This is a genomic window from Ruegeria sp. L11, from assembly GCF_056531755.1.
Genome location: NZ_JBQFMI010000001.1, coordinates 732,638 through 746,092, shown reverse-complemented (window position 1 = coordinate 746,092; position 13,455 = coordinate 732,638). Strand labels below are relative to the sequence as shown.

The 13,455-nt window shown below is 57.3% G+C and carries 14 protein-coding genes; 6 read left to right on the top strand and 8 right to left on the bottom strand.

Going from position 1 to position 13,455, the window contains the following annotated elements; translation table 11 throughout:
- Window positions 1-49: 49 nt before the first annotated feature.
- Window positions 50-2,842, top strand: coding sequence for an Rne/Rng family ribonuclease (locus ACR0CE_RS03705; RefSeq protein WP_480830984.1), 2,793 nt, complete (start codon window positions 50-52; stop codon window positions 2,840-2,842).
- Between the two features lie 43 nt (window positions 2,843-2,885).
- Here the strand turns inward: ACR0CE_RS03705 and ACR0CE_RS03700 are convergent, their stop codons facing one another.
- On the bottom strand, window positions 2,886-3,119 hold the full coding sequence (locus ACR0CE_RS03700) for a sulfurtransferase TusA family protein (RefSeq protein ID WP_480481072.1): 234 nt from the start codon (window positions 3,117-3,119) through the stop codon (window positions 2,886-2,888).
- 106 nt (window positions 3,120-3,225) lie between these two features.
- Between ACR0CE_RS03700 and ACR0CE_RS03695 the strand changes: the two genes are divergently transcribed.
- The 4 genes from ACR0CE_RS03695 (at window position 3,226) to ACR0CE_RS03680 (ending at window position 7,544) form a co-directional block, all read left to right on the top strand.
- Window positions 3,226-3,978 (top strand): cytochrome c biogenesis CcdA family protein, encoded by a 753-nt coding sequence (locus ACR0CE_RS03695; protein ID WP_480505282.1) that lies wholly within the window; start codon window positions 3,226-3,228, stop codon window positions 3,976-3,978.
- A 62-nt stretch (window positions 3,979-4,040) separates the two neighbouring features.
- Window positions 4,041-5,243, top strand: a complete 1,203-nt coding sequence (locus ACR0CE_RS03690) for a hypothetical protein (protein WP_480830981.1) — start codon at window positions 4,041-4,043, stop codon at window positions 5,241-5,243.
- Window positions 5,240-6,589, top strand: a complete 1,350-nt coding sequence (locus ACR0CE_RS03685; RefSeq protein ID WP_480830979.1) for a cytochrome P450 — start codon at window positions 5,240-5,242, stop codon at window positions 6,587-6,589. The genes ACR0CE_RS03690 and ACR0CE_RS03685 overlap by 4 nt, the downstream gene beginning before the upstream one ends.
- 73 nt (window positions 6,590-6,662) lie before the next feature.
- A complete protein-coding gene (locus tag ACR0CE_RS03680; protein WP_480830977.1) occupies window positions 6,663-7,544 on the top strand; it encodes a fructose bisphosphate aldolase in 882 nt (293 codons plus the stop codon).
- A 3-nt stretch (window positions 7,545-7,547) separates the two neighbouring features.
- Here ACR0CE_RS03680 and ACR0CE_RS03675 read toward each other — a convergent pair whose 3' ends face one another.
- The 4 genes from ACR0CE_RS03675 to fumC are packed head-to-tail and all read right to left on the bottom strand — an operon-like array spanning window position 7,548 to window position 9,998.
- Entirely contained in the window at window positions 7,548-8,150 is a 603-nt protein-coding gene (locus ACR0CE_RS03675; protein ID WP_480830975.1) for a DNA-3-methyladenine glycosylase I, read from the bottom strand.
- A 59-nt stretch (window positions 8,151-8,209) separates the two neighbouring features.
- Window positions 8,210-8,431 (bottom strand): ribbon-helix-helix domain-containing protein, encoded by a 222-nt coding sequence (locus tag ACR0CE_RS03670; protein ID WP_209504003.1) that lies wholly within the window; start codon window positions 8,429-8,431, stop codon window positions 8,210-8,212.
- Window positions 8,428-8,604 (bottom strand): DUF4169 family protein, encoded by a 177-nt coding sequence (locus ACR0CE_RS03665; RefSeq protein ID WP_480481060.1) that lies wholly within the window; start codon window positions 8,602-8,604, stop codon window positions 8,428-8,430. Before ACR0CE_RS03665 ends, ACR0CE_RS03670 begins: the two co-directional genes overlap by 4 nt.
- Entirely contained in the window at window positions 8,604-9,998 is a 1,395-nt protein-coding gene (fumC, locus tag ACR0CE_RS03660) for a class II fumarate hydratase (RefSeq protein ID WP_480481058.1), read from the bottom strand. Before fumC ends, ACR0CE_RS03665 begins: the two co-directional genes overlap by 1 nt.
- A gap of 206 nt (window positions 9,999-10,204) precedes the next feature.
- Here fumC and ACR0CE_RS03655 point away from each other — a divergent pair, with 206 nt between their 5' ends.
- Window positions 10,205-10,768: a hypothetical protein gene (locus ACR0CE_RS03655; protein ID WP_480481056.1), complete on the top strand. Its 564-nt coding sequence runs from the start codon at window positions 10,205-10,207 to the stop codon at window positions 10,766-10,768.
- A 27-nt stretch (window positions 10,769-10,795) separates the two neighbouring features.
- Here ACR0CE_RS03655 and ACR0CE_RS03650 read toward each other — a convergent pair whose 3' ends face one another.
- The 3 genes from ACR0CE_RS03650 to ACR0CE_RS03640 form a co-directional block, all read right to left on the bottom strand.
- Window positions 10,796-11,257, bottom strand: coding sequence for an SspB family protein (locus ACR0CE_RS03650; protein ID WP_480481054.1), 462 nt, complete (start codon window positions 11,255-11,257; stop codon window positions 10,796-10,798).
- Window positions 11,258-11,333: 76 nt separating this feature from the next.
- On the bottom strand, window positions 11,334-12,587 hold the full coding sequence (chrA, locus tag ACR0CE_RS03645) for a chromate efflux transporter (protein WP_480830973.1): 1,254 nt from the start codon (window positions 12,585-12,587) through the stop codon (window positions 11,334-11,336).
- A complete protein-coding gene (locus ACR0CE_RS03640) occupies window positions 12,584-13,399 on the bottom strand; it encodes a chromate resistance protein ChrB domain-containing protein (protein ID WP_480830971.1) in 816 nt (271 codons plus the stop codon). The genes chrA and ACR0CE_RS03640 overlap by 4 nt, the downstream gene beginning before the upstream one ends.
- Window positions 13,400-13,455: the final 56 nt, after the last annotated feature.

Below are 13,455 nucleotides of genomic sequence, written 5' to 3'. Positions count from 1 at the left end.
CACCTGGACGGGTCAGGACAACGCGTTTGGCGCGGTGCACCAAGGACACATGGCTAAGAAAATGCTTATCGATGCCACCCACGCGGAGGAAACCCGCGTCGTGGTGGTTGACGGAAATAAGGTCGAGGAGTTCGATTTTGAATCCGAAAACAAGCGCCAGCTTGCTGGCAACATCTATCTTGCAAAAGTAACACGGGTTGAGCCGTCGCTTCAGGCGGCCTTTGTGGATTATGGCGGGAACCGGCACGGCTTCCTGGCGTTTTCGGAAATTCACCCGGACTATTACCAGATCCCCATCGCCGACCGTGAGGCGCTGATGGAGGAAGAGCGCGCTTATGCCGAGGCCATGAAGGCGCGGGATGAGGCCGACGAGGGCAAGCCGAAAAAGCGGCGTTCTCGGTCCCGATCGAAGGCCGCGGATCTGAAGTCGGACGATTTGGTCGAAACGATGGAAGTTTCGACCGAGCCGACCGGTATGGAAACCATCGATTTTGACGACAGTGACGAAGCGGATATGGAGGTGCCCGAGGGGACATCGCCAATGGAAGTCGTCGCTGAAACACCTGTTGAGGAGCCTGAGGACAACGAAGCGCCGGAAGCTGTGTCAGATGACACTGCAGAGGAAACGGCTTCGGAAGACGAGGCTGAGGTTGAAACGGTTGAGGCTTCACAAGACAACGCAGCAGGGGATTCTGATGACGCGGCGGATGTTTCAAGCGCTGACGATGGCGATGAAGCGTCTAAATTGTCTGAAGATGACCAGGACGCAGATGATGGCGACGCGGATGAAGAACACGCTGACGCTGCCGCAAAAGATGACACGATTGAATCCGTTGCCGAGGAAGACGACAGCGAAGACATCCGCCCTCCGCGCAAGCCACGCCCACGCCGGTATAAGATTCAGGAAGTGATCAAAGTGCGCCAGGTGTTGCTGGTGCAGGTCGTCAAAGAAGAGCGCGGCAACAAGGGGGCAGCCCTGACGACATATCTGTCGCTGGCCGGTCGCTATTGTGTTCTGATGCCGAACACCGCGCGTGGTGGTGGGATCAGCCGCAAGATCACCAACGCGGTTGACCGCAAGAAACTTAAGGAAATTGCCGCGGATATTGATGTGCCCACGGGGGCGGGTTTGATTATCCGGACTGCGGGCGCCAAGCGCACCAAATCGGAAATCAAGCGCGACTATGAATACCTGCAACGCCTGTGGGAGCAGATCCGGGCACTGACCCTGGAATCCATCGCACCTGCGAAGATCTATGAAGAAGGCGATCTGATCAAACGGTCGATCCGGGACCTTTATAACCGCGATATCGATGAGGTTTTGGTCGAGGGCGAGGGCGGATACCGCATCGCCAAAGACTTCATGAAGATGATCATGCCGTCGCACGCCAAGAATGTGAAACGGTACGAGGACGCGCTGCCGCTGTTTGCACGCTATCAGGTGGAAAGCTATCTGGCGGGGATGTTCAACCCGACTGTTCAGCTGAAATCTGGCGGGTATATCGTGATCGGCGTGACCGAAGCGCTGGTGGCAATCGACGTGAACTCGGGCCGGGCCACGAAAGAAGGCTCGATCGAGGAAACGGCGCTGAAAACCAACCTTGAGGCTGCGGAAGAAGTGGCCCGCCAGTTGCGTCTGCGTGACCTTGCCGGTCTGATTGTCATCGATTTCATCGATATGGACGAGCGCAAGAACAATGCGTCCGTTGAAAAGCGTCTGAAGGACAAGCTGAAAACCGACCGTGCCCGCATTCAGGTCGGCCGGATTTCAGGTTTTGGCCTGCTCGAGATGAGCCGTCAGAGGCTGCGCCCCGGTATGATCGAGGCGACCACGCAGCCATGCCCGGCATGCCACGGCACCGGCCTGATCCGTTCGGACGACAACATGGCACTGTCGATCCTGCGTCAGATCGAAGAGGAAGGCACCCGCCGCCGCTCGCGCGAGGTTCTGGTGCGCTGCCCGGTCAGTATCGCGAACTTCCTGATGAACCAGAAGCGCGAGCATATTGCACAGATCGAATCGCGCTATGGCCTGTCTGTACGGATCGAAGGCGATGTGCATCTGGTCAGCCCGGATTTCTCGATGGAGAAATTCAAGACCGCCAGCCGCATTGTTCCCGAAGCGACAGCACCTGTCGTGTCGGTCGATGCCTCGCTGATGGATCTGGTCGATTCTTCGGACGAGGAAGAAACCGAAGAGGATATCGCGCCGACCGAAGATGACACCAAACCCAAGCGCAAGCGCCGCCGTCGTCGTCGCAAGAAGGGCGGGGGCAATGGTGACGCGCCGGAACAGGGCGCGGATGACGGTGAAGGGACAGAGCAGGAGGATGCCGCAGGCGAATCCGCTGAAACCGAGACCGCTGTCGAGGCAACCGAAGCCGAAGCGACGGAAGAGGAAAAACCCGCCAAGCCCAAACGCAAGCGCGCTCCGCGCCGTCGTAAGAAAGATGCGGTGGCAGAAGAGGCTTCGGAACAGACAGAAGCAACTGATGCCGATACCGCGGCTGATGCACCGGTAGTTGAAGAGGCGGCCTCAGACGCTGAATCCGAACCTGCCGAGGCGGTTGTCGCCGAGCAAAGCGAAGCGGCTGAGGCTGCTGAAGCTAAGCCGGAAGCAACAGAGGTGGCCGAGCAGACTGAGGAAGTCGCGCAAGCTGAAGCGGTCGTTGCGGTGGAAGAACCTGAAATTCAATCTGCCGATGAGCCGGTCGAAGACGCGCCCGTGGAAGAAACACCCGTGGCAGCAGAACCTGAACCGGTGCTTGAAACTGTGGCAGATGAACCTGAGCCAGAATCCGACAGGCCCAAACGGCGCGGATGGTGGTCGTTGGGCAACTGATGAAAGGGCGGGCAGATTTGCCCGCCTTTTTTATATCATTAAGTCAGTCGGATTTTTGGATCAGATAGACCTGATGTTCGCCATCCAAATCCTGAGACAGCAATGTGTGGCCAGCTTCGGCGCAAAAATGCGGGACATCGATGATGGCTGCCGGGTCATCAGCCAGCACACGCAACACAGAACCTTGCGGCATGGATTTCAGCCGTTTGCGGGCCTTGAGGACGGGCAGCGGGCAAAGAAGGCCCAGCGCATCCAGCGTATCTGTAATCTCTGACATGATTTTCGGGATAGGGCGTAGTTGTAATATTGTCCAGATTCCAAGCACGAGGATGTGACTCATTGGCCCCGTGACGGACCGCCAATCATCACTTATGTGCTTAGACATGTTCGGAATAGAAATCATAGACGCGGGGCTGCTGCCCGCCATGTTTGTTGCCCTGCTGGGTGGCCTGATCAGCTTTCTGTCGCCTTGTGTGCTGCCCATCGTGCCGCCCTATCTGGCATATATGAGCGGCGTCACGATCAACGAAATGCAGGATGAGACCCGCGCCCGGCGCAAGGCAACCATGTCAGCGCTGTTCTTTGTGCTGGGCCTGTCGACGGTTTTTCTGCTGTTGGGCTTTACCGCATCTGCCTTTGGAGTGTTCGTGCTGCAAAATCAGGTGCTTTTTGCCAAGCTGTCCGGGGCCGTTGTCATTGTCTTTGGCCTGCATTTCCTGAATGTCCTCCGCATCCCCTTTCTGGACCGCGAAGCGCGGATCGAAACCGGTGATTCCGGTGGCTCGGTCTTTGGTGCTTATATTCTTGGATTGGCCTTCGCATTCGGCTGGACGCCCTGTATCGGGCCCCAACTGGGCGCGATCCTGTCCCTTGCGGCGACCGAGGCCTCGGTGGCGCGGGGCACGCTGTTGCTGGGTGTCTATGCGGCTGGATTGGGTATTCCGTTCCTGCTCGCAGCCATGTTCCTAAACCGCTCTATGACGGTGATGAACCGGATCAAGCCCTATATGGGCGTGATCGAAAAGGTCATGGGGGGGCTGCTTCTGTTCGTGGGCATCATGCTGGTCACAGGCCTGTTCACCCGCTTCAGCTGGTGGTTGCTGGAAACCTTCCCGGCACTTGCGAATTTCGGCTGAGCGTCTGACCCCCTTACCTTGACCTAAAGCCTGCGTTAACCTGCGCGGCAGAAGGTAAAGGCATGAGCAGTCAGAGAAATCAGTCACAGGTGCGCAAACGCCGGGTGTTCTACATCCCCGGTTATGACCCGATGCCGCCGCGACGATATCGCGAGCTTTACCGAACCGAGTCGCAAGCGCAGGCCCGGATTTCGGGATATGAGATCGCCATGGCTCCCAAGTCCGCGGAGGGTCTGTTCGGCTGGTCCGTGACGTCCATTCAGGACGGTGCGTCCGTCGAGACTGAAATTGAAGTACTGGTCTGGTCAGACATCGTGCGCGACAGCATGTCCGCGTCGATCCCTGCCACCTATGCGCAGTTGGCCCACACGGCGTGGATATACATTTCGACCGGTGCTTTGTGGCGCCTGATGCGGTTGCGCAAAGGCCCGGTGATTGCGGCGCTCTATCCGGTGGCGATGTTGGTGTCTCAGCTGCTGGTTGCGTTTGCAGTCGTGTGGGCATCCGTGGCGATGGCTGGCTGGTGGGGTCTGTTTCCGGGTATCGCCGTTGCGGTTGCGCTGATGCTGTGGTTCCGCAAGATCGACAACCGGTTGTTTGCCTACTACCTGATGCATGATTACGCCTATTCCGCACAGTTAAAGGGGGAAACTCCGCTAAAACTGAAGGAAAGGCTGGCCGCATTCCGCAAAGCGATTGAAGCCGCGCTGATATCCGGTGTGGATGAGGTTCTGGTAGTGGGCCATAGTTCGGGTGCGCATCTGGGGGTGTCTGTTCTGGCCGACCTGATCCGCGACAGGGCCGTGCCGCAACAGGGGGCAGAGTTGTCGTTCCTCAGCCTGGGGCAGGTGATGCCTATGGTGTCCTTTCTGCCAAATGCGCATGGCCTTCGGTCCGACCTTCAATTCCTGTCTTCCAGTCCGGACATCACGTGGGTCGATGTCTCGGCCCCCGGGGATGGCTGCGCATTTGCGCTGTGTGATCCGGTGGCCGTTACAGGGGTGGCCGGGCCGGACAAACGCTGGCCCCTTGTCCTGTCGGCGGCCTTTACGCAAACTCTGGCGCCTGAACGTTGGAAAGCCCTGCGCTGGCGGTTCTTCCGGCTGCATTTTCAGTACCTTTGCGTATTCGATACGCCGGGTGTTTACGACTATTTCCGAATTACGGCAGGACCTTTGACGCTGAAACAGCGGTTCCTTGGGCGCACACCTTCGCGCAGCCGGATTGAGACGCCTGTGTCCAAATACACGTCGGTTCGCCCATGAACCCGCCCAAGCCCCAGCCACGCGCAGACAAGGTTTCCCTATTGCGTTACCTGAAACTGTTTCGTCAGGATCTGCTGTCTGCGCAGCCAGCGCGCCTTTATCGCGCGTGGATGGCCGAATTCAGGACACCCTTCTTCCGGTCTTTCCTGGTCAATGAACCGGACCTGATTGACATCGTCCTCAGGAAAAGCCCCGAAGATTTTCCTAAATCGGGCCGGATCAGCGAAGGCCTGCGCCCCTTGCTTGGAAATTCGGTGTTCCTAACCAATGGAGAGACGTGGAAACGACAGCGGCGCATCATTGACCCGGCATTTGAGGGCGGGCGGCTGAAAGACACGTTTCCCGCCATGCTGGCCGCGGCAGACGCTTGTGTTGAGCGGTTGCGCCCCCATGTCGGTAAACAGATCGAAGTCGAAGAACAGACAAGCCACGCCGCAGCAGATGTGATTTTTCGCACCTTGTTTTCGGTGCCGATCGACCACGCCATAGCCAGCAAGGTGTTTGAAAAGTTCCGCAACTACCAGCGTGAACAACCTCTGCTGAACCTTGCAGCTTTCGTTCCGCTGCCCAAATGGATGCCTCGATTCCACTCCCGGACGACACGGATAAACGCCGAAGACATTCGTAACCTGATCACTGACCTGACCCATGAGCGGGCAGAGGCGATCAAGGCCGGAACCGCCCCCTACGATCTGGCAACCAAGATCATGACGACCGCTGACCCTGAAACCGGTCAGTTTTTCGGGCCCAAGGAAATGGTTGATCAGGTCGCGATCTTCTTTCTGGCAGGCCATGAAACCAGCGCATCGGCCCTGGCGTGGACATTGTATCTGCTGGCGCTTTATCCCGAATGGCAGGAAAGGATTGCTGACGAAGCTGCCGCTCTGGACGATCCGACCTTTGCCTCGGTTTCCAAACTCAAGATCAGCCGCGACGTGTTTCGCGAGGCACTGCGCCTTTACCCGCCGGTTCCCATGATGGTGCGAGAGGCCAAGTGCCCACACCAGTTCCGAAACAGGGACGTTCCCAACGGGTCACAAATCGTAATCAGCCCCTGGCACCTGCACCGTCACGAACGGTTATGGGACAATCCCGATGGCTTTGACCCGACCCGCTGGAACAGTGAAAACGGCAAAACATGCCAGCGTAAGGCATATATCCCGTTTTCCGCAGGTCCCCGCGTCTGTACCGGGGCCGGGTTTGCCATGGTCGAAGGGCCGCTGATCCTGTCGATGCTGGTGCGGAATTTCAAATTCGAAACAATCAGCGGCAAAACGCCGGTTCCGGTGGCCCATCTGACCGTTCGATCCAGGGATGGCATATGGTTGCGGCTGGTTGAGCGCTAACAAACTACCATCGGTCCTGACTGTGATGTATGCGGGGGAAGACATCGGAATCATCATTGAACGGGAAAACATTATGGCCAAAGCAGAACAGCGCGCGCAGATGATCAACGGCGCAGGCTTTATCGCGGCATTGGATCAAAGCGGCGGCTCGACCCCGAAAGCTCTGGCGTTGTACGGCGTTGACGCGTCGACCTACGGCTCGGACGCTGAGATGTTCGGCGAAATTCAAAAGATGCGCGCGCGGATCATTCTGGCAAATGACTTCACCAAAGACAAAGTCATCGGTGCGATCCTGTTCGAACGCACCCTTGGTGAAGAGATCGAGGGCCGCAAAGTCGCTGATTACCTCTGGTCGGTCAAAGGAATCGTGCCATTCCTGAAAATCGACAAGGGCCTTGAGGATCAGGCCAACGGTGTTCAGTTGATGAAACCGATCCCCGGTCTGGCCGACACGCTGGCTAAGGCAGAAGGCGTGTTCGGTACCAAAGAACGTTCGGTCATCCACGAGGCCAATGCCGAAGGCATCGCGGCCGTGGTTGGCCAGCAATTCGACGTTGCCCGTGAAGTGACTGACGCCGGAATGGTTCCGATCGTCGAGCCTGAGGTCAACATTCATTCAGAAACCAAGGCTGAGGCCGAGGAGATTCTGAAAGCTGAAATCCTGAAGAACCTCGACCAGCTGGGTGAGGGGCAGGAGGTCATGCTGAAGCTGACGATCCCGACACAGGCAAACCTGTATGACGAACTGGCCGACCATCCTCGCGTTCTGCGCGTTGTTGCGCTGTCAGGTGGGTATTCGACCGAAGAGGCCTGCGACCTGTTGGGGCAAAACGGCAAGATGATTGCGTCTTTCTCGCGCGCACTGACCGAAGGTCTCTCGAAACAGCAGTCGGACGCCGATTTCAACGCCGCCTTGGGCGGCAATATCGACAAGATCTTCAAAGCCTCTGTCTGATCCTCAGACAGGTTTCGTGAAAGAGCGGCGCAACTGTGCCGCTTTTTTTCTGCTGATACAGCCTTTGGCATGGTCATTGACCAGCCCCATGGCCTGCATGAACGCAAACACCGTCGTGGGACCAACAAATTTCCAGCCCCGTTTCTTGAGGTCCTTCGACATTGCCACCGACTCGGGCGATGTGGATGTCGATTGTGGCGGCGGCGGGGTTTCCGCCTCATACCGCCAGACATAAGCCGCCAGCGATCCTTCCGATGCCACCAGTTCCTGCACGCGGCGGGCGTTGTTGATCACCGCCTCGATCTTGCCCCGGTGGCGAATGATCCCATCATTTTGCAGCAGACGTTCAACATCGGCTTCAGAGAACTCGGCCATCTTGTTGAAATCAAACCCGTAAAACGCTTCTCGGAAATTCTCGCGCTTGTTCAGGATCGTGCGCCAGCTAAGACCCGACTGAAAGCTTTCCAGGCACAGTTTCTCGAACAGTCGCTGGTCATCCGAGACCGGAAAGCCCCATTCGGTGTCATGATAGTCAAAGAATTCCGGCGCCGCCTGGCACCAGGAACACCGAGGTTGACCGTCAGGTCCCAATACCGTGTTTCCCATGAGTGTACCCCTTTTGTTCCTTGGGGACGTTACACCCAACAGCCAAGATCTGACAAGCGTTAAACCTTGTCTCGGTACCAGTTCAGAATAAACACGCGAATAGCCGAGGCCAATCCGGTTTCCGGGTCGCGGTCAACATCAATTTGCGCGGCCAGTGCATTGATTGGCTGATCTTTTTCTTTCGCAATGTCGCGAAATGCCCGCCAAAACTCATCTTCAAGCGAGACAGATGTCCGGTGTCCTTTGAGGGTCAATGAACGTTTTACCGGGCGGCCGCTCATTCATCCAGCTCGTGATTGTCAAGGTCACGCCTCTGCTTGTCCTGCTGAAGCCTGACGATTGTTTTCTCGGACTTGGTGCGCCCAAAGGCGACGGCATTCTGGTCTGCGCGGGCCTTCTTTTCGGCCCGCGCCTTTTCTTTTCGATACCGGTTCAGGTTGACCGGCTTGCCCATCAGTCTTTCGGGCCGATCATCTGTTCGGGGCGCACAACGGCATCAAAGGTTGCCTCGTCCACAAACCCCAGCGCAATGGCTTCTTCCTTGAGGGTTGTGCCGTTCTTATGCGCGGTCTTGGCGACCGTGGTGGCGTTGTCATAGCCGATGGTCGGGGCCAGCGCCGTCACCAGCATCAGCGATTCCTTCATCAGCTTGTCGATGCGCGGCTCATTGGCCTTGATGCCCAGCAACATCCGCTCGGTAAAGCTGTCGGCAGCGTCGCCCAGCAACTGGATGGATTGCAACAGGTTGTAGGACATCATCGGGTTATAGACGTTCAGCTCGAAATGGCCCTGACTGCCTGCAAAATTCATCGCGGCGTTGTTGCCCATCACGTGCGCAGCAACCTGTGTCAGAGCCTCGGCCTGGGTCGGGTTCACCTTGCCGGGCATGATGGACGAGCCGGGCTCGTTCTCGGGCAGGATCAGTTCTCCAAGCCCCGAACGCGGGCCAGAGCCCAGGAAACGGATGTCGTTGGCGATTTTATAGCAGCTGCCCGCGATGGTCGCCAAAGCCCCGGACATAAAGACCATGGCGTCATGGGCGGCCAGCGCTTCGAACTTGTTCGGCGCGGTCACGAAGGGCAGGCCGGTGATCTGCGCCATATGGCCCGCAACCGCTTCGCCCCAACCGTTTTGGGTGTTCAGGCCGGTGCCTACGGCGGTGCCGCCTTGCGCCAGTTCGTAGATGCCGGGCAGCGCTGCGTGAACGCGTGCAATCCCCTGACGAATCTGGTGGGCATAACCGCTGAATTCCTGCCCCAGTGTCAGAGGCGTTGCATCCTGCGTATGAGTCCGGCCGATCTTGATGATGTCCTTGAACTCATCAGCCTTCTGCTCAAGACCAGAGGCCAGTTTTTCAAGCCCAGGCAAAAGGACGTCACGAACACTCATCGCTGTGGCGATGTGCATCGCGGTGGGAAAGGTGTCATTCGACGACTGACCCATGTTGCAGTGATCGTTCGGATGCACGGGGTCTTTTGAACCGATGACACCGCCCAGAATTTCGATGGCGCGGTTCGCGATGACCTCGTTCGAGTTCATGTTCGACTGGGTGCCGGAACCCGTCTGCCAGACGACCAGCGGAAAGTTGTCGTCAAACTTGCCTTCGATCACCTCACCCGCGGCCTGAATGATGGCGTCGGCAATCCTGGCATCCAGTTTTCCGGTCGCCTTGTTCTCCATCGCGCAGGCTTGCTTGATCACGCCCAGCGCACGCACAATGGCAATGGGTTGTTTCTCCCAACCGATCGGGAAGTTCATGATCGAACGCTGCGTTTGCGCGCCCCAATACTTGTCGACAGGAACCTCGAGCGGGCCAAAGCTGTCGGATTCGGTGCGGGTCTGAGACATCTGTCACTCCGTCTGGTATGCTGTTGTATGCCGTTTAGCCGCAGCCAAGCTGTGACGCAATCGGCCAGTTGCGCGCACCTTAAACCCAAGGGCGTCAAAGGTATAGGCGCGGGGTGCGTCACTTTTATTGTTATCGTCAGGGAATGTGCCATTGTGCGCGGCCCCCTCTCAGCTACAATAGGTTCGTAGCCGCCTTGGAGGACAAGATGTCAAATTTCCATCGCATTACGCTTGAAAAAGCGATCGTGTTATTTGCTGTCTGTGCTTTGTGGCTGTCTGTTCTGGGCGCATCTGCGCGCGCCGCGGACATTACCCCGTTCCTGGGGGATTATGTGGGCTCGGCAAATGTCGTAGATGCGGACGGAACCTCAACCCCGCGGGATATGAGCGTTTCCATTTTCGAGACCAAAAACGGGTTCAACGTCAGCTGGCAAACCACGACCTACAAGCTTGATGGGCGGGTAAAAGAACAGCAGTTTTCCATCGACTTCGTGCCCTCGGACCGCCCGGATGTGTTTTCAGCCGCAATGAAACGCAACGTGTTCGGTCATGAGGTTCCGCTGGATCCGATGAAAGGTGAACCCTTCGTCTGGGGGCGTATCGAAGGCGAAACGCTGACGGTGTTTTCGTTGTTCATTGACGTTGACGGCGGATATGAATTGCAGCAGTTCGACCGAACCCTGGCCGAAGACGGGCTGAACCTGTCATTCTCGCGCTTCATAGACGGTCAGAAATCCCGATCTGTCGAAACATTTCTGATGAAACGCTGAACCCCGCGCAGGGCGGGGCTCAAAGGCTTATTTGCGGAAGCTGTCCAGCGACACGACATCGGCGTCGTGATGCGCCTGTTCTTCCTCTTCGACTTCGATCAAGTCCTCTGCAACATAATCGTCCTCATCTTCGTCGTCCGGGCTTTCGAACCGCAGTCCAAATTCCACCGATGGATCGACAAAGGTCTTGATCGCGCCATAGGGGATGTAAAGCGGTTCCGGCGCGTCTCCGAAATTAAGGGTAATGGCGAATCCGTTCTCTCCGACCTCGAGGTTTTCAAACCAGTGTTGCATGACGATTGTCATTTCTTCCGGATACCGGTCGCGCAGCCAATCGGCGATATCCACGCCATCTTCGCGTGTGTCGAAGGTAATGAAAAAGTGATGCGCTCCGGGCAGACCGGATTTCGATACATCCGTCAGCACAGTCTTGATAAGCCCGCGCATGGCGGTGTGCATCAGGTTGCCATAGTCGATGCCTTGCGACATGTGTCATCCTCAAAAGTGGTTAAGCTCAGCATAGGGGTTTTGTTCGGAAACGAAAGGGCAGGTATGATCGGATTGATCAGATATTATGCGCAACCAGCCCTGCCAGTGACATCAGAACCAACACTGTTCCGATCCCCAATTTTAGTCGAAATATCAATATTCCAGCAATAAAGGTTAACGCAAGCGCCGGAATGTTCAGCGAAGACACTTGGGGCACGGGTATTGCCGCCGGACCCAAATTCATGTCTGGCACCGATTCGAAAAGAACGTTCAGGGCAAACCACACGGAAAGGTTGAGAATCACTCCGACAACAGCGGCGGTAATGCCGTGAAGGGCGGCAGACAGGCGGGGGCGTGTGGCCAGACGGTCAAGGTAAGGGGCCGTCAGGAAAATCCACAGAAAGCAGGGCACAAACGTTGCCCATAGCGCAACAGCGCCCGCAGCAAGCGCCAGTGAGAATCCACCGTTGATCTGTCCCGCCAGCATGGCGACAAACTGTGTAACCAGTATCAATGGCCCAGGGGTGGTTTCTGCCAGCCCCAATCCGTCAATCATCTGGTCTGCACTGATCCAGTGGTACTGATCCACAACGGTTTGCGACATATAGGCCAGAACGGCATAGGCGCCGCCAAAGGTCACAACAGCCAGACGGGCAAAGAACCACCCCAGATCGCTGAGCAATTGATGGCCGCTGAGTGTTAAAGCAACAAGCGGCCCCAGCCAAAGCGGCAACCAGACCGCTATCGTCCGGGCCGAACGGGCAAGGTGCGGCGTGTCCTGAACAGCGGTTGCCCCAATGGATCCGTTATAACGCAAATACCCCCACAGGGCCGCGATCAGAATGATCAGCGGGAAGGGCAGGTTGAACAGAAAGATTGACAGAAACGACAGGCCTGCGATGACACGATGTTCCGTATCCGTCAGCGCCTTACCTGACAGCTTGCGCAGGGCTTGCAGGACGATCACGATGACGGTCGCCTTGATGCCGGTAAATGCGGATTGCACCAGTGGAACGTCGCCGAATGCTGAATAAAGCGCGACCAGGACAGTAATGACAAACGCCCCCGGCAAAACGAACAGGCTGCCCGCAATCAGCCCGCCCGCGACGCCGCGCAAGCGCCAGCCTGCGTAGGTTGCCAATTGCATTGCCTCGGGACCGGGCAGCAACATGCACAAGGAAAGCGCGCGCAGATAGGTCTGTTCATCCAGCCAGGGCCTGCGCTCGACCAGTTCCTGATGCATCAGCGAGATCTGGGCAGCGGGCCCCCCAAATGACAACAGGCCGATCCGTCCGAATACCTTGAAAAGGTCCAGTGCCGTAGGTCTCATGCGCCATGACCCGATGGCCAGTCATGCTTTTCATCAAACCCGTCGCGTGCCCAGCGGAACAGGGCATCATAAAGGTGCAACCCGGCTTCAAGCTGAGCATGATCATCGCGATACTGGCGGGACAAACCGACCGAGAACGCCAGCAACCCAGCGGCTTCCGGGGCCAGATCATGCTGGTCGGTATCTGCAGCGTGAATGATCCGGGCCATACGCTCAAGCGCCTCGGTTCGCAGGTCAAATGCCCGGATCATCGTGTCAAATGTGCAGCCGCTGTCCTGATGCGTCCAAAATGTATTCGGAACGTCAAAGGGGGTGGCACCAAAGTGATCAACGACTCCCTGAACTTCTTCCGACGCGACGAAAAGGAACCGTGCATTGCGATCAACAAACCGGCGGATCAGCCAGGGGCAGGCGATACGGTCAATTTTGGGCCTTTGGCGCGTAACCCACAATGTGCTGCCATTAATGGGCGCCGGCAGAATCGACTGTGGGACCAACGGCGCCTCGCGCTGTTCGTGCCACCCTTCAAACCCGCCTTCCAGATGTTCGGCGTTTTTGCCCTTCCCGCGCAGCCAGGACGCCACCCCCTGACTCAGCTTTTTGCCTTTGTGGCAGATAATTACACAAGGGTCGTTGCCAATCAGACGAGTCATCGCGTCGATTTCCGTGTGCGGTAAGCGAGTTGATCCCGGTATCAGCCGCGGGTCCTCACTGAAATCCGCGTCGGTGCGTATGTCGATCAGAACAGGCGCCTGAGGCGTTCCGATCAATCGGCTCAATTGGGTTGGTGTGATGGCGTTAAGAGCAGCCATAGCATGTCTCCTTTAGTCATTCGGATCCATGCGAAGCTTGGGCTGACGCCTCACGG

What these genes read in the sequence shown, in the direction of transcription:
- ACR0CE_RS03700 (WP_480481072.1), bottom strand. Translation starts at nt 3,119, where the DNA reads ATGTCAGAGATTACAGATACGCTGGATGCGCTGGGCCTTCTTTGCCCG.
- ACR0CE_RS03640 (WP_480830971.1), bottom strand. Translation starts at nt 13,399, where the DNA reads ATGGCTGCTCTTAACGCCATCACACCAACCCAATTGAGCCGATTGATC.
- ACR0CE_RS03695 (WP_480505282.1), top strand. Translation starts at nt 3,226, where the DNA reads ATGTTCGGAATAGAAATCATAGACGCGGGGCTGCTGCCCGCCATGTTT.
- ACR0CE_RS03685 (WP_480830979.1), top strand. Translation starts at nt 5,240, where the DNA reads ATGAACCCGCCCAAGCCCCAGCCACGCGCAGACAAGGTTTCCCTATTG.
- ACR0CE_RS03675 (WP_480830975.1), bottom strand. Translation starts at nt 8,150, where the DNA reads ATGGGAAACACGGTATTGGGACCTGACGGTCAACCTCGGTGTTCCTGG.
- ACR0CE_RS03705 (WP_480830984.1), top strand. Translation starts at nt 50, where the DNA reads ATGGCTAAGAAAATGCTTATCGATGCCACCCACGCGGAGGAAACCCGC.
- chrA (WP_480830973.1), bottom strand. Translation starts at nt 12,587, where the DNA reads ATGAGACCTACGGCACTGGACCTTTTCAAGGTATTCGGACGGATCGGC.
- ACR0CE_RS03650 (WP_480481054.1), bottom strand. Translation starts at nt 11,257, where the DNA reads ATGTCGCAAGGCATCGACTATGGCAACCTGATGCACACCGCCATGCGC.
- ACR0CE_RS03670 (WP_209504003.1), bottom strand. Translation starts at nt 8,431, where the DNA reads ATGAGCGGCCGCCCGGTAAAACGTTCATTGACCCTCAAAGGACACCGG.
- ACR0CE_RS03680 (WP_480830977.1), top strand. Translation starts at nt 6,663, where the DNA reads ATGGCCAAAGCAGAACAGCGCGCGCAGATGATCAACGGCGCAGGCTTT.
- ACR0CE_RS03665 (WP_480481060.1), bottom strand. Translation starts at nt 8,604, where the DNA reads ATGGGCAAGCCGGTCAACCTGAACCGGTATCGAAAAGAAAAGGCGCGG.
- ACR0CE_RS03655 (WP_480481056.1), top strand. Translation starts at nt 10,205, where the DNA reads ATGTCAAATTTCCATCGCATTACGCTTGAAAAAGCGATCGTGTTATTT.
- fumC (WP_480481058.1), bottom strand. Translation starts at nt 9,998, where the DNA reads ATGTCTCAGACCCGCACCGAATCCGACAGCTTTGGCCCGCTCGAGGTT.
- ACR0CE_RS03690 (WP_480830981.1), top strand. Translation starts at nt 4,041, where the DNA reads ATGAGCAGTCAGAGAAATCAGTCACAGGTGCGCAAACGCCGGGTGTTC.